The 18,143-nt window shown below is 62.4% G+C and carries 15 protein-coding genes; 4 read left to right on the forward strand and 11 right to left on the reverse strand.

Annotation, left to right across the window (positions count from 1 at the left end; genetic code table 11):
- From GOX53_RS24005 to GOX53_RS24015, 3 genes are all read left to right on the forward strand, one after another.
- A partial coding sequence (locus tag GOX53_RS24005) for a calcium-binding protein (protein ID WP_171180926.1) occupies positions 1-816 on the forward strand: 816 nt, incomplete at its 5' end.
- 409 nt (positions 817-1,225) lie between these two features.
- Positions 1,226-2,095, forward strand: coding sequence for a bifunctional 2-polyprenyl-6-hydroxyphenol methylase/3-demethylubiquinol 3-O-methyltransferase UbiG (locus GOX53_RS24010; protein WP_171180928.1), 870 nt, complete (start codon positions 1,226-1,228; stop codon positions 2,093-2,095).
- A 421-nt stretch (positions 2,096-2,516) separates the two neighbouring features.
- Positions 2,517-3,287 (forward strand): sulfotransferase family 2 domain-containing protein, encoded by a 771-nt coding sequence (locus GOX53_RS24015; RefSeq protein WP_171180930.1) that lies wholly within the window; start codon positions 2,517-2,519, stop codon positions 3,285-3,287.
- Between the two features lie 157 nt (positions 3,288-3,444).
- Here GOX53_RS24015 and GOX53_RS24020 read toward each other — a convergent pair whose 3' ends face one another.
- The 8 genes from GOX53_RS24020 to GOX53_RS24055 form a co-directional block, all read right to left on the reverse strand.
- Positions 3,445-4,350 carry a glycosyltransferase family 2 protein gene (locus GOX53_RS24020; RefSeq protein WP_171180933.1) on the reverse strand — a complete coding sequence of 302 codons (906 nt, stop codon included), beginning with the start codon at positions 4,348-4,350 and terminating at the stop codon, positions 3,445-3,447.
- Positions 4,347-5,939 carry a glycosyltransferase gene (locus tag GOX53_RS24025; protein ID WP_171180935.1) on the reverse strand — a complete coding sequence of 531 codons (1,593 nt, stop codon included), beginning with the start codon at positions 5,937-5,939 and terminating at the stop codon, positions 4,347-4,349. Before GOX53_RS24025 ends, GOX53_RS24020 begins: the two co-directional genes overlap by 4 nt.
- 394 nt (positions 5,940-6,333) lie before the next feature.
- Positions 6,334-7,770 carry a mannose-1-phosphate guanylyltransferase/mannose-6-phosphate isomerase gene (locus GOX53_RS24030; RefSeq protein WP_171180937.1) on the reverse strand — a complete coding sequence of 479 codons (1,437 nt, stop codon included), beginning with the start codon at positions 7,768-7,770 and terminating at the stop codon, positions 6,334-6,336.
- Between the two features lie 16 nt (positions 7,771-7,786).
- Complete coding sequence (locus GOX53_RS24035) at positions 7,787-9,064, reverse strand: capsule assembly Wzi family protein (protein ID WP_171180939.1); 1,278 nt, start codon at positions 9,062-9,064, stop codon at positions 7,787-7,789.
- A gap of 128 nt (positions 9,065-9,192) precedes the next feature.
- Complete coding sequence (locus tag GOX53_RS24040) at positions 9,193-11,064, reverse strand: nucleoside-diphosphate sugar epimerase/dehydratase (protein ID WP_171180941.1); 1,872 nt, start codon at positions 11,062-11,064, stop codon at positions 9,193-9,195.
- 300 nt (positions 11,065-11,364) lie between these two features.
- Entirely contained in the window at positions 11,365-12,258 is an 894-nt protein-coding gene (gene galU, locus GOX53_RS24045) for a UTP--glucose-1-phosphate uridylyltransferase GalU (RefSeq protein ID WP_171180943.1), read from the reverse strand.
- A 125-nt stretch (positions 12,259-12,383) separates the two neighbouring features.
- Entirely contained in the window at positions 12,384-13,001 is a 618-nt protein-coding gene (locus GOX53_RS24050) for a sugar transferase (protein WP_171180945.1), read from the reverse strand.
- On the reverse strand, positions 12,998-13,822 hold the full coding sequence (locus GOX53_RS24055; protein ID WP_171180947.1) for an NAD(P)-dependent oxidoreductase: 825 nt from the start codon (positions 13,820-13,822) through the stop codon (positions 12,998-13,000). Before GOX53_RS24055 ends, GOX53_RS24050 begins: the two co-directional genes overlap by 4 nt.
- 91 nt (positions 13,823-13,913) lie before the next feature.
- Here GOX53_RS24055 and GOX53_RS24060 point away from each other — a divergent pair, with 91 nt between their 5' ends.
- Positions 13,914-15,035, forward strand: coding sequence for a polysaccharide biosynthesis/export family protein (locus GOX53_RS24060; protein ID WP_171180949.1), 1,122 nt, complete (start codon positions 13,914-13,916; stop codon positions 15,033-15,035).
- Here GOX53_RS24060 and GOX53_RS24065 read toward each other — a convergent pair.
- Genes GOX53_RS24065 through rfbD form a run of 3 tightly spaced genes read right to left on the reverse strand, consistent with a single transcriptional unit; the run spans position 15,007 to position 18,034 of the window.
- Entirely contained in the window at positions 15,007-16,305 is a 1,299-nt protein-coding gene (locus GOX53_RS24065; protein WP_171180950.1) for a glycosyltransferase family 4 protein, read from the reverse strand. The two genes, GOX53_RS24060 and GOX53_RS24065, sit on opposite strands and share 29 nt — an antisense overlap.
- Positions 16,302-17,186, reverse strand: coding sequence for a glucose-1-phosphate thymidylyltransferase RfbA (gene rfbA, locus GOX53_RS24070; protein WP_171180951.1), 885 nt, complete (start codon positions 17,184-17,186; stop codon positions 16,302-16,304). The genes GOX53_RS24065 and rfbA overlap by 4 nt, the downstream gene beginning before the upstream one ends.
- Entirely contained in the window at positions 17,183-18,034 is an 852-nt protein-coding gene (gene rfbD / locus GOX53_RS24075) for a dTDP-4-dehydrorhamnose reductase (protein WP_171180952.1), read from the reverse strand. The genes rfbA and rfbD overlap by 4 nt, the downstream gene beginning before the upstream one ends.
- Between the last annotated feature and the right edge of the window lie 109 nt (positions 18,035-18,143).

An 18,143-nucleotide genomic window follows, 5' to 3' on the forward strand; every position in this document is an offset into this window, starting at 1 on the left:
GCCGATACGCTTTCGGGCGGGGATGGCGCGGATGCACTGTCCGGCGAGCAGGGCGCCGATTTTCTGCAGGGCGGGAATGGTGATGACACGCTGTCGGGCGGCGGCGAGGACGACATATTGAGCGGCCAGTTTGGCCATGACGACCTGTCCGGCGGGGAGGGTGCGGACACGCTTTGGGGAGGCATGGGCAACGACATCCAGCGGGGCGAGAACGGGGACGATGTGCTGCGGGGCTGGTACGGCAACGACACGCTTTTTGGCGGAGATGGGAATGACGTTCTGGCCGGGGAAGGGGATCAGGACGTGCTGTGGGGCGGCGATGGTGCCGATACGCTTTCGGGCGGGAATGGTGATGACACGCTGTCGGGCGGCGGCGAGGACGACATATTGAGCGGCCAGTTTGGCCATGACGACCTGTCCGGCGGGGAGGGTTCGGACACGCTTTGGGGGGGCATGGGCAACGATATCCAGCGGGGCGAGAACGGGAACGACGTGCTCCGTGGCTGGTACGGCAACGATACGCTTGTTGGCGGAGATGGGAATGACGTTCTGGCCGGGGAAGGGGATCAGGACGAGTTGTGGGGCGGCGATGGCGCCGATGTTTTTGTTTTCGCGTCAGCGCATGGAAACGACCGGATAATGGATTTCACCCCGGGGGAGGATCTGATCCACATCGAGATTCCCGGCCAGAATTTTGAGGCCCTGCAAATCTCTCTGGACGGTTCCGGAACCTTGATTGACACCGGAGGCGGTAGCGTATTTCTGGAGGGCATTACCCCGGACCAGTTGGATAGCGATGATTTTCTGTTCGTCTGAAGCATCCGTCCGGAACAAGGTCTGATTTCTTCCCATTCGCGGTCTTCCTTGACGAGGTGCAGGCTGCGCTTGCGGTTACGCCCGGCCCTCGGCGGCAGGGATATCGGGAACCAGCCCATGGTGAGCCACTCTCCAATGTTCGGATGGGTTTCACAGTAAAATAAGCCACTTACTGCTCCTGCAACCGCCTCAGTTCAACGCCACGCAAATGCCTCGGCTGCGACCTGCTCTCTCGCCCCTTTGGTGCTTGTGAAACATCTTCTTAGCGCGTACTGCTTGGGCCAAATGGGCGGTCGAGTGTCTGCATGGTTCCAAAAGACGAGTGGTGCTTTGCGGTGGAGCCGGCGAAATCGCGTGCAGATAACCGACATTGAGGAAACGATGGACAAATGGAAACCGGATGGTGCGTATGAATAATCGCTTCTACAAGGATAGCGTTATCAAGGGCCTGCGAAAACTGGCTGGGCGTGCAAACCATGTCGTGATTCCCAAAGGGCGCATTTTTCAACTGCGGGCATACGAGGAATCGGTGACCGGCTCTCTGAGCATGTTGACGGATGCCGTTTTGAATGACTGCGCACAGCATAATGTCGGCACAGAAGAGTGGAAGTCGGGCATTCTCGACGAGTTGAGGTTTTGGTGGAATATCCTTGCAAAGCGCACCAGATCTCCAGAGAAAGCCGTGTTCCTGGAAAAGTTCCTGTTGAAGCATGATTTCGCTTATGGCGACCAGCTTGACGGTGGGCCAAGGGATATTGAGGTTCTGGACATCGGCTGCGCATTGTTCCCGGCCATTGGCAGGAATTTTGGCAATCAGACTGTGCACGTGACGGCGGCAGATCCCCTGGCGACCGGGTATAACAGGCTTATGGATTTGTTCGGAATCGAGCGGCAGTACAACCTGGTTTTTGGCGTTGCCGAGCAAACTGCGACAATTTTCGGGGAAGATCGCTTCGATTTCATTCTCGCGCAGAACTCGATTGATCACAGCTACGATCCGGCATCGGCATTCGATCAGATTTGCAAAGCGTTACGCAGCGGCGGAGCTGCTCAGTTTGAGCACTACAGCAATGAAGCCGAAAACCAAAACTATCATGGTTTCCACAAGTGGAATCTGGAACCGCATTCTGAAGGTTGTATCAGGATTTGGAATCTTCAAAACGATGTTCTGTTTGACTTTTCAGAACATGGTTGCGAGGCGAAGATCCATACATACAAGAGAAAGAAGCATAGCGGGGCAGAGGTAGAGGCATTCCAGGTGCGCGTGAAAAAGGCATAGATTTCCTGCGCATGTTTCCCGTTGTGCGATGTGCGCACGAGGACCGGGGCAAAGCCGATCTCGGCGAGGTGCGGTGCCGCTGATCTGGAGGGCCGTTCGCTTGAAATGGCCAAGGCCGGGCAGGGGGATGTTGTCGTCCAACTGCCCACTCATCGCCACGGTTCCCTCCTTGTGGCACGAGCAGAATTCACCGGGGTGACAGATGCTTGTACCGAACACCCGGATGACGCGCCGGGGTATCGAAAGGCGCCTGTTTTCGCAGCTTCGGGCCTGTTAGACCCAAACCGGAAGCTATCTTGACTTCGCATCACATTGCCGTCAGTTAACCCACTGGTGTTCTGCCTTGGAACATGGACCCCGACCAACAGTATCAACATATTCTCCGGGTGGGTTTGCATTCATGCTCAAATGGACAAGCAAGATGACCGAGACGCCATTGCAGTTCCCGGATCGAATGGATGCAGAGCGGAACTTTCGGGCCAGATTCCACCCCAAAATGGTGGCTCCGGATACCTTCCGCGACCCCAATGACATTTTGCTTTTTGTTCATATCCCCAAGACTGCCGGTATGTCGTTCGGCAAGAGTCTTCGGAAGGCCTTTGACCAGTTTCGTGGAGTGCACTGGGAAAATCCCCGTGGATCATTGGGGCAGGAAACGAGACAGGCTCTCTATCAGCGGACCCTGTCGCCACAACGGCAGGTCATTGCCGGGCATTTCAACTGGGGTGACATGCTGGTCTGGCGCAACAACGCATTGCCAATTCGGGCCATCAGCGTGTTACGGGATCCGCTTGAGCGTTTCGTGTCGAACTACAATTATAACTGTTCCGAGAAACACCCCAGAAACGCCGAGTTCAAGGAGCGTTATCCAACGCTGCAAGAATATGCGGAAGTATTGCCGCTGGATGTGCAGTTAACCCAGCTCGTCGGGCCCGTACCGTCCTTTGAAGATGCCTTGGAAAAGCTGACGGCCCATTACAGTTTTCTTGGGGTGACCGAGAACATGCCGGCCTCACTCGCCCATCTGTCGCGATCGCACGGTCTTCGCAAGATGACGGAGCACAGTCAGAATGTGGGGGTGAAGACCTCGGCCGAAGTTCCATCCCACATCCGTGAACTGGTTCTGAACAGAAGCGCCAATGACGCACGGCTGCACCAATTGCTTTTGTCCTACTATCAGGATGTGGAATAGATACGTAACGGTTCTGTCCCGGGCCGCCATGGTTGGAGGTGATCCGCAGACATGGGCGGTCTAGAAGCGTTAAACCACCGAAATCCACATCCCCATCGCCCTTATGATCCGCTTCAACGCCGCGTGCATCTGAACCACGCGGATGTGGCCCTGTGTCTCATACCTTCACGATCCCGGGCCGAAACAAATAGCCGCGCAGAAGCGAACGGTAGATCTGCCGGCGCAGACGCCAGGGAACCTTGCCGCCTTTCATCTGCTGGCGGATGTGATGCGCAAAGGCCAGATAGCCGTATTTTCCCCGATCCCGCAACTGGCGCGACGCCTCGTTGCGGGCACCAAATTTGAACTTCCACAGGTTCTCTTCGGTGACCAGCGCGAAATTGACCCCCTTGTTCTCGGGGGTGTCGTGGATCACGATCGAATCCGGACAATAGAGACCGGGATAAGAGCGCGCCAACCGCATCGTGTATTCCACGTCATCATGCCAGATGAAATAGTCCTGAATCGGCAGGCCATGTGCCTTGACCGCCCACCGCGCCACCAGAACCGACACAAATGAACAGGACCGGACCAGAAACTGTGCGTTGTCCTTGCGATACCAACGCGGCCAGTCCCAGACCGGGTTGGGGACATTCATCTCGCATAGCGAGCCATCCACCCAGTTTACCCGCGAACAGGCAAAAGGCGCCCGCCACTTGGTCTCGGCATCGAAGCTCTCGAGGTTCTTCAGCAAAAGCTCAAGGGCATCCGGCTGCGGATAGGCATCGTCATCCGAAATCCAGAAATAGTCATGTCCCGCCTCATAGGCGGTACGAATGCCCTTGTGAAACCCGCCGGCCCCACCGGCATTCCTGGGCAGGCGCACATGAACGACGCTCGGGTCGGTGTACGAGGCAACCACCTCGGGCGTGCCATCCGTCGAGGCATTGTCGACCACATAGATCTTGTCGAATTTCCGGGTCTGCGCGAGTACGGCATCAAGCACCTTCCTGAGCTTGTCCGAACGGTTGTATGTCACGATGACCGCAGCGAGCGACCTCGCGTCTTCGGCGCCTTGTGTCATTCTTCAGCTTCTCCGACTGCCTGGCGGTAGATCGGCATGAGAACCTCGCGCGCGGTGGGTTCTGCCGAAATTGCCTCATATCGTGTTTTGAGCGATGCCACGGCGTCCTGATAGAACCCCGCATCGGTTGTGAGCTTTTCCACGATCCCGACAACCTGGCGGATGGCCGTGCCCGGGGCACGGTCCAAAAGCAGTTCGGGCGGTATCAGTTCGGACTGCGCCCCCACATTGCTGGAGATCGGCACAGCACCATTCTCGATCGCTTCATAGCAAACCAGCGCCAGCCCTTCATTGGCCGAGGGCAGCAGCATGATGTCGGACGCCCTGAGGATCGCCGGAACATCGGAACTCGCGGGATGCAGTACCGTCATCTCCGACAGCCCATAGCGGGACAGCAGTTTCGAGAAATGCGGCAGATAAGGCCCTTCGCCCACGATCTGGAAACTCAGAGAAATACCCGCACCACCAGCCCAGCGTTTGAGGGCCTTCATCATCATGGCCAGCAGAACCGGGCGTTTCTGATGCACCATGCGCCCGATAAAGGCGACCGTAAGGGGCTTGCCGGACAGCGATGCCGGAAAATCCGGGGCCGATGCAGGCGCATCCCTGCCATCCAGGAGGCGTCCCAGAACCACCCTGTCACGGGCATGGAATTTCTGCTGAAACAGCGTCACGAGATCACCACTGATCACGTGGTGAAGATCGATGAAATCGGACCAGATTCCATCCAGCCGAACGAAACCGCCATTCTCGTATTCCAGAATATGGGTGGAACTGATGATTTTGACATCAGGCACTACCGCCTTGATCGTCGGCAGGCTTTGGTAAAGCGGCACGCAATGATGGTTGTGGATCAGCCGTATGTTTTCACGCAGCACAAAGTTGCGCAGAAAGACCGCGATCTTTTCCTCGGGCAGATAGCGATCGATGCGCACAAACCGGACCTCTTCCGGCAACCTGCCGTGCAGACGCTGTAGCCCGTCGAGCTGGCTGATCACAAAAACCCGCAGTCCAGCCCTCAACGCCCACTGAACCGTGTCGAAGGCCAGTTTCTCGGCCCCGCCATGTTCCAGCCAGTGAAAGCCGATCAGGATTGCCGGTTTCTTATCACAACCAAGCGGGCCATACGCTTTCGGATCGGGTAGGAATGCGTCCTTGGCCCGCGGCATGTTCTCCCAGGATTCATCATGGAAATGCTTGGCTTCCCACCATTTTTCCAGGCGGTATTTGAGGTTCTCGAGAAGATAGGGCGACAAGCGGTACAGGGCACGGGTTTTCCAGCTCCGCATGATGCCGCCCTCATCATGCGTTTCCAGCTCTTCTGCCATCGCCTGCCGCGCGACCCAGGCATGCACGCTGACAACGGGTGCCTCTGGTGTCGCTTTTCCGGCAATCCTAAGTCCCAGGTAATCTGCATCCAGATCCTGTGCCTTGAGGGTCATGTCTTCCATAACCACCTTTGCCCGTTCGGGAACCGGCCCGTCATGTTTGTGCAGGTGCAACCGGATCTGATGCTGCGGGAATGCCGTCTCATAGATATACGAGATATCTTTAATCTCGCCCTCGAGATATTCCGGTCGGAACTGCATTCGAACTACCCTTCCCGGGGTTGTGGTACTGAGGCCGTCTTTGGCTTTTTTTCGGTTCCACCGCAACAAGATAACTTATCATAGTCCCAGAGCGGTGGAGGAGAGCCGATTGGGGTCGTTTGCAATTCGGGGTGGAGCGGTTTTCCGTTAAATAGGCCCCTTGGGGCAGTTGGCTGGGCAGATCGATGCCGGTCCGCGTGACCGTGCTGACAGTCCCGCAGCTTGATCGCCGCCTGATGCCGGGGCGGATGTCCATGCGCTCGGGGCCGAATGGCGCGCCGCGGCTGCGCTACCATTCCGCGGCAACTGAGGCATTGCTACTTGGTCGCAACAGATGCGCGCCTTGTAATCTGTGTTATGTAAAAATTTTCCCAAAAATCGTCCATATTAGAGCCTATTTTCGGGCGTATACATCCTCGTAGCGGATGATGTCGTCTTCACCCAGATAGGATCCGGTCTGCACCTCGATCAGCACCATCGGCACCTTGCCGGGGTTTTCCATCCGATGCACCGCGCCCAGCGGGATGTAGACCGACTGGTTCTCGGTCACCAGCCGCACCTCGTCATCCACCGTCACCTTCGCCGTGCCCTCGACCACGATCCAGTGTTCGGACCGGTGGTGATGGCTTTGCAGGCTGAGGGCGGCGCCGGGATGGACATGGATGCGTTTGACCTGGAACCGCTCGCCGACCACCAGGCTTTCGAACCAGCCCCAGGGGCGGTGATCCACCGGCAGCGCCTCGGCCTGTTTGGCGCCCTTGGCCTTCAGCGCGGTGACCGCCTGTTTAACGTCCTGCGCCTTGTCCATACTGGCCACCAGCACCGCGTCCGGCATCGCCACGGCGATCATGTTCTCAAGCCCCATCGCCACCAGCTCCTGGGCACCGGATTCCGAGCGCAACAGCACATTGCGGCACTCAAGCGCCGTCACCTCGCCCGAGGCGGCGACACCGTCCGCGTCCGGGTGGCTCAGCTCCTGCACCGCCGACCAGCTGCCCAGATCGGACCAGCCCGCCGAATAAGGCACGACGCTGAGATTGGCGGCCTTTTCCATCACCGCATAATCGATCGAGATATCTTCGGCCCCGCCCCAGGCAGCGGGATCGAGCCGCAGAAAGCCCAGATCGGTCTCAGCCTGTTCGACAGCCGCCCGCACCGGCGCCATCAGCGCCGGTGCGTGGGCCTCGAACGCGGCGAGGACATCGCGCACGGCAAAGAGGAAAATCCCCGAATTCCACAGGTAGCTGCCATCGGCCGACATCGCCTCAGCCGTCTCTAAATGGGGTTTTTCGACGAAACGGCTGAGCTTTTGCGCCGTGCCCGAGCCATCGGGGCGGGCGCTGAGCTGCAGATAGCCATAGCCGGTTTCGGCCCGGTCGGGAGTGATGCCAAAGGTGATCAGGTCGCCCTGCTCACGGGTGGCGCGGACTCCTTCGGCCACGGCGGCGTGAAAGGCGGCGGCATCCGGCACCACGTGGTCCGAGGGTGCGACCAGCATCACCGCATCCGGATCGGTGGCGGCCAGATGCAGCGCCGCGGCCAGAACCGCGGGGGCGGTGTTGCGGCCCTCGGGCTCGATCAGCACCGGGCCGGGATCGATCCCGGCGGCGGCCAGCTGTTCGGTCACGATGAAGCGGAAGGCGGCGTTGGTCAGCACCATCGGCGGCGCATAGGGCGCGTCATCGGGCCCGCGCATCCGTTCGGCGCAGGCCTGAAACAGCGTCTCGTCGCCCACCAGCGGCACGAATTGCTTGGGATAGCTCTTGCGCGACAGCGGCCACAGCCTTGTGCCCGAGCCACCACAGAGAATGACGGGATGAACGGTCGTCATGATGTCAGTGCCCTTTTCAGAACGAGACGGTCAGGCCGACACCGGCGCGCAGCCCCTCTTTCATCTCCGCGCGATCCAGTTCGAACCCCTGATGCGCGATGATCCCGTCCACCCGGATGCGGTCGAACTGCTTGGAGATGCCGACGGTGGCCAGCATACCGCTGGTCCGGGTCGAGCTGAGCCGGTGGTTCGGGTCCGAAGTGTCGTTGACCAGGTAATGCCCGGCGCTCCAGTTCAGGGTGAAATCGGCAAACTCGTGGCTGACATAAAGGTTGGTCGACTGCCCCTGCGTGTCCACGGCGGCCCCCATGACCACACCCTTGTTGGCGTAGGAATAGACACTGTTGTTATAGGCCTCGTTCGGTCCGCAGAAGCCGGCTGCGGACTCGTTGGTCCGGGTGTCCACCGTTTCCACGGTGACATTGGTGGGGGCGCCAAACAGGCGGGTCTCAAGCTCGACCCCGGCCATGTAGAACCGGCAGGACGGCAGGTTGCCGGATTCGTCCTCGCCCGCGATCTGGCCGTAAAGGCGCAGGGTGTTGTCGTAGATCGGGAAGCTGTAGGACAGGCCCAGCCCCGCCAGCTGGTTGGCGTTGGCGGCGGGCCCTTCATTGGTGTTGCCGATCAGCACGTCCCAGAAGGTGCCCAGACTGTTCGAGAACCCGTCGCCGCCCCATTGCGCGGTGCGGACCAGTTCGATCTCCAGCCCGGTGACCGGCTGAAAGGCAAACCGCATTCCCATGAAAAGCGCATCACTTGGCTGGCCCGCGTCATCGGTGGTGCCGACAAAGAACTCGCCGTCCCAGGGGCCCAGCCATTCCAGAACCGGCACGTCAAAGGCAGTGGCTTCGGTCTTGGCGATATAGGCCGAATGCATCGCCGGCGCGTTGCGCGACAGAAACAGCGAGCTGTAGCGCGACGGGCCCCAGTTGCGCAGCCGCTTGGCAACGCCAACCTCCCAGGTGTCGCCCGCAAAGCTGTAGGACAGCTCATAGCGCGGAATGGTGCTGTCGCGCCCGTGCTGCAGCTCGGCTGCGGTGACATCGAAGGTGAGCTGGCCAAACTGCTGCCGGTAGCGGATGGCGGCCGAGTTGAAGGCGAGATTGCCATATTGCTCGCTCAGCCCCAGATAGGGGTCGGTGATGCCGCCCAGATAAAGGCTCAGCCCGTCCTCATCCTGCGCCTGCGCGGACCCGGTGGCCAGCAGAGCCACGGCGCAGGCCGTTCCGATGCGCGATCGCAAGGGCCGTTCGGGGCGAAAAACCGGAGACAAGAGACGGGTCAAAGGATGCATTTTCCTGCTCGCAAACTGTTTTGGGCAATCGGGCCACATGCCTTATCCCCCGTTTTTGTCGGGCATCCAAGCGGTTTCGCCGGGCCCCGGGTCCACATTCCGGCCACCTGTGGCTGTCCTGCCGGGCGTCAGCGGATACCGGCCTGCGGCGTGTCGGTATAGCCCTCGACCCAGCGGCGGACCATCCGGCGCGCATCCTCTTCATCGCTGGCGGCCAGCGCATGGCGCAGCCCGCGCAGCAGCGTGGCCACCTCGATCTCGGAGAGCCGCTCTTCCTGCGCGCAGAAGATCTTGGGATGGCGGGTGCCGGTCAGATCGCCGGTCAGCGTCAGTTCCTCTTCCATCTTCTCGCCGGGGCGCAGGCCGATGATCTCGATGGCGATATCGCCATCGGGGGTGTCGGCATCCCGCACGGTATAGCCCGCGCTCTGGATCACCTGGCGGGCCAGTTGCAGGATCGGCACCGGCTCGCCCATATCCAGCACAAAGACCTCGCCGCCCCTGGCCTCGGCGCCTGCGGTCAGCACCAGCTGCACCGCCTCGCGGATGGTCATGAAATAGCGTTTGACCGCCGGATCGGTCACGGTGACCGGGCCGCCGCGGCTGATCTGGTCCTGAAACAGCGGCACCACGGAACCGCTTGATCCCAGCACATTGCCGAACCGGACCATGGTAAAGACTGTCTGCGCGTGCCGCGTGGCCAGATCCTGCACCACCAGCTCGGCCATCCGTTTGGAGGCGCCCATCACATTGGTCGGGCGCACCGCCTTGTCCGAGGAAATCAGGATGAACCGTTCCACCCCGGCCCGGGCGGCCTCATGCGCCAGCGTCTGGGTGCCGAAGACATTGTTGGCCAGCCCCGGCAGCGGGTTGGCCTCGACCAACGGCACATGTTTGTAGGCGGCAGCGTGCAGCACCACCTGCACGCCATGTTCGGTTAGCACCTTGCGCACCTGACGCGGATCGGTGACCGAGCCCAGCACCGGCACCACCTCGACGCCGGTGCCTTCGGTCAGCTGTTCCAGCTCCTGATGCACGTTGTAAAGCGCCAGTTCGGAAAGCTCATAAAGCACCAGCCTGGCCGGGCGGCAGGCCAGCACCTGCCGGCACAGCTCGGAGCCGATCGAGCCGCCCGCGCCCGAGACCAGAACCACCCGGCTCGCATAGCTGCCGCAGGCCCGGTCCAGCGTCACGTCGCGCGCCTCGCGGCCCAGGAAGTTTTGCGGTGCCACCGGGGTCAGCTTGTCCACCAGCGCCTCTTCCCCGACGAGTTGTGCGAAGCTGGGCAGTGCCTGCACCTCAAGCCCCAGCTTCTGCAGCCGCTTGATGATCTGAGCCTGTTTCGGCTGGCTCTGCGACGGCATCGCCAGCAGCACCCGCTTGATGTCACGGTCCGCCACGATCTCGGCGATGCGGGCGGGCGGGAAGACCTGCAACCCCTCAAGCCGCATCCCCTGCAGCGAGGTGTTGTCGTCGACAAAGGCCAGCGGATCGATGCTCTGATGTGCCTTGAGCGCCTTGGCCAGCTGGGTGCCGGTGGCACCCGCGCCGTAGATCAGCACCCGCCGGTTCGGCTGTGCCCGGCGGTAGATCATGGTCACGGTCTGGTACATCACGACCCGCGCCGCCACCATGAGCAGGAAATAGATGATGCCGAACATCACATGGGTGCCCGGCGGCAGGTCCGGCCCCATCAGCCCGGTCAGCAGGGCCGAGGCCCCGGCCAGCCCCAGCGCCAGCACCGCCGCCAGCCCCACCGCGTGGCGTTCGAACGAGACCAGCTGGATCTGCGGCAGCCCCAGCCACAGCGACAGCCCCCCGGCCACCGCCACCAGATAGGGCAGCACCGGCAGCGTCATGGCCAGCGTGTCCAGCGGCCCGGTGGGCAGCGACTGCACCGTATAGGTAAAGAACAACGCCACCGGGATCAGGCCGAGATCGATGGCCAGAAAGATGCGCGCCTTCTGCTTGCGGCTCAGAGCGCTGAGAAATTCATACATCCGGAGGCTGTCCCTCGTGACACGTCCATGGCCCTTATGTCCGTGACCGGCGCCGGAACGCATCCCTGCCACAGGTTGAAAAGGACCGTTTCACCTCTACCGCAAATCCCGAGACGGGGCCAATGCACACCCGGCAAAAAGCCGCCACTGTTGCCTTATAGCGTTTCGGGAAAAACTTGAATCACCAATACCCTGCCGCGCTTCGCGCTCTCGGGATATTGGCGATCAACGATGTGTCAGGTATTTCCCGAAACGCTTTAGTGAACCTCTTGAAAAGACATGAAGCTTGCGGGCCCGGCGTTACTGGGCCGCCTGCGCGCTCTGAAGAACCTGCTGGAGATAAGAACTCAGATCGTCGCGCAGATCGTCGCGGGCCAGGGCAAAGGCCACGGTGGCCTGCAGGAATCCCGCTTTTGAGCCGCAATCGAAACGCTGGCCGCGGAAGCGGTAGCCATAGACCGGGTTGTCGCTGCCGATATCCTCGGCGATCGCGTCGGTCAGCTGGATCTCGCCGCCGGCGCCCGATTTCATCCGGCTGAGATTGCGCAGCACCGACGGGGCCAGGATATAGCGGCCGATCACCGCCAGATTCGAGGGCGCTTCTTCCTGTTTGGGCTTTTCCACCATGCCCTTGACCGAAACGACCGATCCCATGTCCTGCGCCACGTCGAGCACACCGTAAGAGCTGGCCTTTTCGGGGGGCACTTCCATCGCGGCGACCATGTTGCCGCCGGTTTCCTCATAGGCCTCGACCATCTGCTGCAGGCAGGGCTGTTCGGCGGCGATCACGTCATCGGGCAGCATCACCGCAAAGGGCTCGTTGGCAATCAGCCGGCGCGCGCACCAGACCGCATGCCCCAGCCCCAGCGCCCGGTGCTGGCGGATATAGGCGATGGCACCCGATTCCATGTTGGTGGACTCGAGTGTTTCCAGCAGCTCGTCCTTGCCCTTTTTCCGAAGCTCCTGCTCGAGGGTCAGGTTGTGGTCGAAATAATCCTCGAGCGCGCCCTTGCCGCGCGAGGTGACAAAGATGAACTCCTTGATCCCGGCGGCGCGGGCCTCGTCGATGGCGTATTGCACCAGGGGACGGTCGACCAGGGTCATGATCTCTTTCGGGACCGATTTGGTGGCCGGCAGAAACCGTGTGCCCAGCCCCGCAACCGGGAAAATCGCCTTGGTAACCTTGCGTGTCATGATGCTCTCAAATCCAACTCTTTGCTGTGTCAGCCCCTGAACCTGGTTTCCCGTAATAGGCGCGAAACGATATATGAATCAATGTTACCGGCTCTGGATTTTTCCCCCCGGCGGAAAACCGGTCATTACCCCCGGTTCCGGCGAAACAAATTGCCGATCGTCTGAAATACCAGGTCGAAATCATAGCACATGCACTGGTGTTTCTGATAGATCAGATCCAGCCGCGCCTTGGCGGGCACGCAGACGCGGGAATAGACCGCGTCGGTTTCTTCGCGCGTGCGGCAGCGCGACAACAGCGCCGCCTCGTGTTTGTGATAGGTGATCGAGGCCAGCCCGGTGACCCCGGGCCGCGATTTCAGCACCTGGGCGTAAAGCTCGGGGTTCTGCTCGACATATTGGCGCAGGGGCGGGCGCGGGCCGACAAAACTCAGATCCCCCTTGAGGATGTTCCAGAGCTGCGGAAACTCGTCCAGCCGTTTTGACCGCAGCCAGGCCCCGGTGCGGGTGATCCGCGCACTCTTGTCGCCGCCCGAGACGCCGCTGTCGGTGTCGACCACGGTCATGGTGCGCAGCTTCCACAGGGAAAAGGGCTTATCCACGCCCTTCATCCGCTCGGCCACGTAAAAGATCGGGCGGCCCTCTTTCAGCAGCAGCCACAGCAGAAGGCCCAGCAGAACCGGGCCCAGGATCACCACCAGAAGCGCGGCGAAGAACAGGTCGAACAGACGTTTGCTCCAGGTCATGCCCGAACGTCCTGCCACTCCCTGACAATGGTTTCCGGATGGCTGTCGGTTTCCCCGAACGGGTTCACGTCCTCAAGCCGCGTGGTGGACAGGCGCACCTCGGCGATGGCGCTTTCGGGGGCGGGGCGCGGGGTCCATTCCAGACCGGCGGCATCCAGGAGCGCGCCCATCTCGACCGCGCCGGGCGCGGCCAGGTTCATCACTTTGGGCAGTTCGGGTGTATGCACCAGATCCCACAGGACCCGGGCCAGCGTCACCGGGCCGATATAGCTGCGGCGCGGGGTGCTGCCATCGGGAAAGCGGTCCAGCTTGAAACCCGGCTGCCAGCCGCCCAGGATCGCGTCGCTGCCCGCCACGTTGCCGATCCTCAGGCAGGTCACCGACACACCCAGGGCCTCGGCCAGGGCGACCGCCTGTTCCTCCATCACCGCTTTCGAGCGGCCATATTCCGCCACCGGCGCCGGGGGTGTTTCCTCGGTCAGTATCCCCGGGCGGGCGCCATAGACCGCCGCCGACGAGGCCAGCAGAACCCGCACCCCGGCCGACGCACCGGCCCGGACCGCGGCGATGGCCAGGCGGCGATTGTCTTCCATTTCGTCGCTGCGGCCCGGCACCGCACCGGCCAGGCACAGGATGGTGCCGCAACCGGAAGCTGCGCGCGTCAGTGCCCCGGGTTCGGAGAGTGGATCCAGCACATACCAGCCGGGGCCGGGCTGCGGGCGGCGGGCCTGCCAGCGCGCCGATCCGTCAGGCCAGCGTTTGCGCAGAACCTCGCCCAGACGCCCCGTTGCGCCAAGAACCAAAGTTTCCGAAATTCCCATCTATATTCTTGTTCCGGTTGACCGAGTGTTCTTGGGCAGTATCTTGCGACGACGAAAAAACCAAGCCGTTTCGCAACTGGACCCTCCATATATGCGCTTACTGTCTCACATATACGTCGCCATGAGCGTTGTCTCGCTCATGGCAGGGTGCAGCAACCTGCCCGGGGGCGCCCCGGTCAGCCGGGACATCCTGAAACAGGCCAGCGCCGAAAGCCCGGATTTCGCGCTTTACCCGGTCACCCGCGCCTTTTTGCCCGCCGTGAGCCACTGGCCCCCCACCGGCAAGCAGGAGAACCTGCGCTGGATCGGCACCAGCCAGGGCGCCAAGACCCAGATCATCCAGCCCGGCGACCTGCTGTCGCTGCGCATCTGGGACAGTTCCGACAATTCTCTGCTGACCGCCCTCGATGAAAAGGACGTGCAGCTGCAAGAGGTCAAGGTGGCCTCGAACGGCACCATCTTCATGCCCTATGTGGGCAGCATCAGCGTCATCGGCCTGACCCCGGATCTGGCCCGGGAAGAGCTGCAATCGGCGCTCGAGGCGATCGTGCCCTCGGCGCAGCTCCAGCTCAACATGGCCGAGGGGCGCAACAACTCGGTCGATCTGGTCAGCGGTGTGGCCCAGCCCGGCACCTATCCGATGCCGAACCGGAATTATACGGTTTTGGGTCTCATTTCCGCGGGCGGCGGCATCAACGCAGGCCTCAACAACCCGCAGATTCGGCTGATTCGAGGTGGCCAGCTTTATGGAACATCCGTAGATCGGCTGCTGAACAATCCGCGCCTCAACACACTGCTCAGGGGCGGCGATCAGGTCTTTGTCGAAGAGGATGAGCGCTATTTCCTGTCCTTCGGGGCCGCCGGAACCGAAGCGCTGCATATCTTCAGCAAGGACGAGGTCTCGGCCATGGATGCGGTGTCTATCATGGGCGGGCTGCAGGACAGCAAGGCCGATCCCGGCGGGCTGCTGATCCTGCGCGAATACCCGTCTTCGGCGGTGCGGGCGGATACAAGCGGGCCGCAACAGACGCGGGTGGTGTTCTCGGTCAACCTCAACACCGCCGACGGGATCTTTTCGGCGCGCAAGTTCCAGATCAACCCCGATGACCTGATCATCGCCACCGAGGCCCCGATCAACGATGTGCTGACCGTATCGAACATCGTCGGCAACTTCGTCGGCGTCTTCAACGCGACGCAGAATCTGGTGGAATAAGACCGGCCCCCACCTTCTGGTCCGGCAGCACGATCCGGCGCGCCGCCGGAACCAGGCTGTTCATCCGCGCCACATGCTCGGGCAGGCAGCGGCTGAGGAAATCGTATTTCTCCACCACATGCGCCCGCGCCGCCCGGCCCAGATGGGCAAAACCGCCCGGGTCGGTCAGCACCTCGATCACCTGCGCGGCCAGCCTGTCCACGTCGAAGAAATCCACCAGCATCCCGGTCTCGCCATGGGTGACCACCTCGCGCACCGGCGCCACGTCCGAGCTGACCACCGTGGCCTGCATCGCCATCGCCTCGAGCAGCGACCAGCTGAGCACGAAGGGCATGGTCAGGTAGATATGGCAGCGGCTCAGCTGCACCACCTTGCAGAAATCCGAATAGGGCACCCGGCCCAGGAAATGCACCCTGTCCCAGTCGATCTCGGCGCCGACCTCGGCCTCCATCTCACCGCGCAGCCCGCCCGGATGCTTGCTGGGCGACCCGTATGAGACTTCGTTGCCGCCCAGCACCAGCACCCGCGCATTGGGCCGGGCCGACAGGATCTTGGGCAGGGCGCGCATGAAGATGTGGAACCCGCGGGAATGTTCGAGGTTACGGGCCATGTAGGTGAACACCTCGTCCTGCCGCGTCACCGGCCGCTCCAGCCGGGACAGGCCCAGCGTCACCTCCGGATCCGGGCGCAGCAAATCGGTGCGGATGCCGTCATGGCAGGTGTAGAATTTCGAGTGAAAATGCGCCGGAAAGGTGCCCTTCTGCCATTCGGTCGGCACCTGCCCCAGATCCACCGCGTCGAAATTGGCATACGGCACCGTATTGCGTGCCCGCATCAGGAACGGCGCGTGATCCGAGGGCGGATCAGCGGGGTCGAACCCGACCAGACCGCCCTTCATCCGGTAGAAATATTCAAAGAACCCCAGCACCGGCACATCCGGCCAGATATCCTTGAAAAACAGCAGCTCGCCCCAGCCGGTATGGCCCAGCACCAGATCCGGACGGAACCCCTCGTCCCGGTCCAGCCGCCGCGCCGCCATCGCCGCGCCGAAACCGGCGCCGGCGGCCTCTTCCCAGACCTTCGACAACCCGTAAGCATCCGCGGCCGGGGTATGGTGGGCACGGTAGACCACCGATGTGACGCCCGGTATCTCGGGTGCCGGGGTGCGCTGGGTCAGAAACACCAGCTCATGCCCGCCCTGCGCCGCCAGCCACTGGATCAGTTCGCGGTATTGGCCGGGCATGTTCTGATGCACGAACAGGATTTTCATCTGAGCAGCCCCTCCAGATACGCACCGTAATCGTTATGGGCAAAGATCCGCGCCTGCGCCCGCAGCCGGTCGGCATCGATCCAGCCGCGCGCATGGGCGATCTCTTCCAGACAGCCGATCTGCAACCCCTGCCGCGCCTCCAGCGTGCGCACGAAATTGCCCGCATCCAGCAGCGCCGAAGGCGTGCCCACATCGAACCAGGCATGGCCCCGCCCCAGGGTTTCGACCGTCAGCAGCCCATCGTCGAGATAAAGCTGCAACAGATCGGTGATCTCCAGCTCGCCCCGGGCCGAGGGGCGGATCTGCCGCGCCCGCCCGGGCGCGCTGCCGTCCAGGAAATACAGCCCCGTCACCGCGTAATCCGAGGGCGGGTGTTCGGGCTTTTCGACGATCCCGCGGGCCCGGCCTTGGGCATCGAAATCCAGCACGCCATAGCGCCGCGGATCAGCGGCGCGGTAGCCGAAGACGGTGCCGCCCGGGTCCCGCGCATCCGCCGCCGCCAGCATCTGCTGCAACCCCTGCCCGAAAAACAGGTTGTCCCCCAGCACCAGCGCCGAGGGGCTGCCCGCAAGGAATTCTTCGGCCAGCAGATAGGCCTGCGCCAGCCCGTCGGGGCTGGGCTGCGTCAGATAGCTCAGCCGCACCCCCCACTGGCTGCCATCGCCCAGGGTGTTCTCGAACTGCGCCCGATCCCGCGGCGTGGTGATCACGCAGATCTCGCGGATGCCCGCCAGCATCAGCACCGACAGGGGGTAATAGATCATCGGCTTGTCATAGACCGGCAGCAACTGCTTCGAGACCGCCAAAGTCACGGGATAGAGCCTTGTATTCTGCCCTCCGGCCAGAATGATCCCCTTGCGCGCGGTATCCTCTCCGGTCATGCGGCCTCTCCTCTCTCCTGCAACAGGATACGCAGGTCCTGCCGCCAGTCGGGGCGGGCCAGACCGAAGGTGGCGGTAAACGCGGTGCAGTCGAGGCGGGAATTCAACGGCCGCCGTGCCGGGGCGGGATAATGGGATGAGGGCACATCCTCGATCTCGCAGGCCAGCCCCGCCTGCGCCACGATCTCGCGGGCAAACCCGGCCCGGCTCACCTCCGGGGTGCCCGCGAAATGATAAAGCCCCGCCTTGCCCGAATCGCCGGCTAGCTGGTCAGCCACCGCCAGACAGGCCGCCGCCAGCGCCCGCGCCGGGGTCGGCCCGCCGATCTGGTCATCCACCACTGCCAGGCGCTCGCGCTCCCGCGCGCGGGCCAGCAGGGTGGTGACGAAATTGCCGTCCTGCCCGGAAAATACCCAAGCGGTGCGGATCACCGCCCAGGCGCCCCCTGCCCCGGCCACCGCCCGCTCACCGGCCAGTTTGGAGCGGCCATAGGCGTTGAGCGGGGCGGGGCGGTCCCCGGGCCCCCACGGCGCCGCACCGCTGCCGTCAAAGACGTAATCGGTCGACACCGAGACAAACGGCACTCCAAGCCGCGCGCATTCCTGTGCCATCGCCCCGGGGGTTTCGGCATTGACCACTATCGCCTGCGCCTCTTCCGCCTCGGCCCGGTCGACGGCGGTATAGGCGGCGGCGTTGATCACCGCCCGGGGTTTGATCACCCGGATCGCCGCGACACAGGCCGTCGGATCGGACAGATCGGCCCGGTCGCGCCCAAGGCATGTCACCTGCGCCTGCGCCGCCAACGCCTGCGCCAGCTGACCGGTCCGCCCGAACACCAACAGGGTCATGCGCCCCCCTCCCCCACTTCTTCTTGCAAAAAATACGCCCGCCGGAGGCTCGGCTTTCCGTCGGAAAGCCGAATTTCGATGCCTCCGGCGGGGATATTTGCAGCAAGAG

Source organism: Ruegeria sp. HKCCD8929 (assembly GCF_013031405.1).
Classification (GTDB): domain Bacteria; phylum Pseudomonadota; class Alphaproteobacteria; order Rhodobacterales; family Rhodobacteraceae; genus Ruegeria.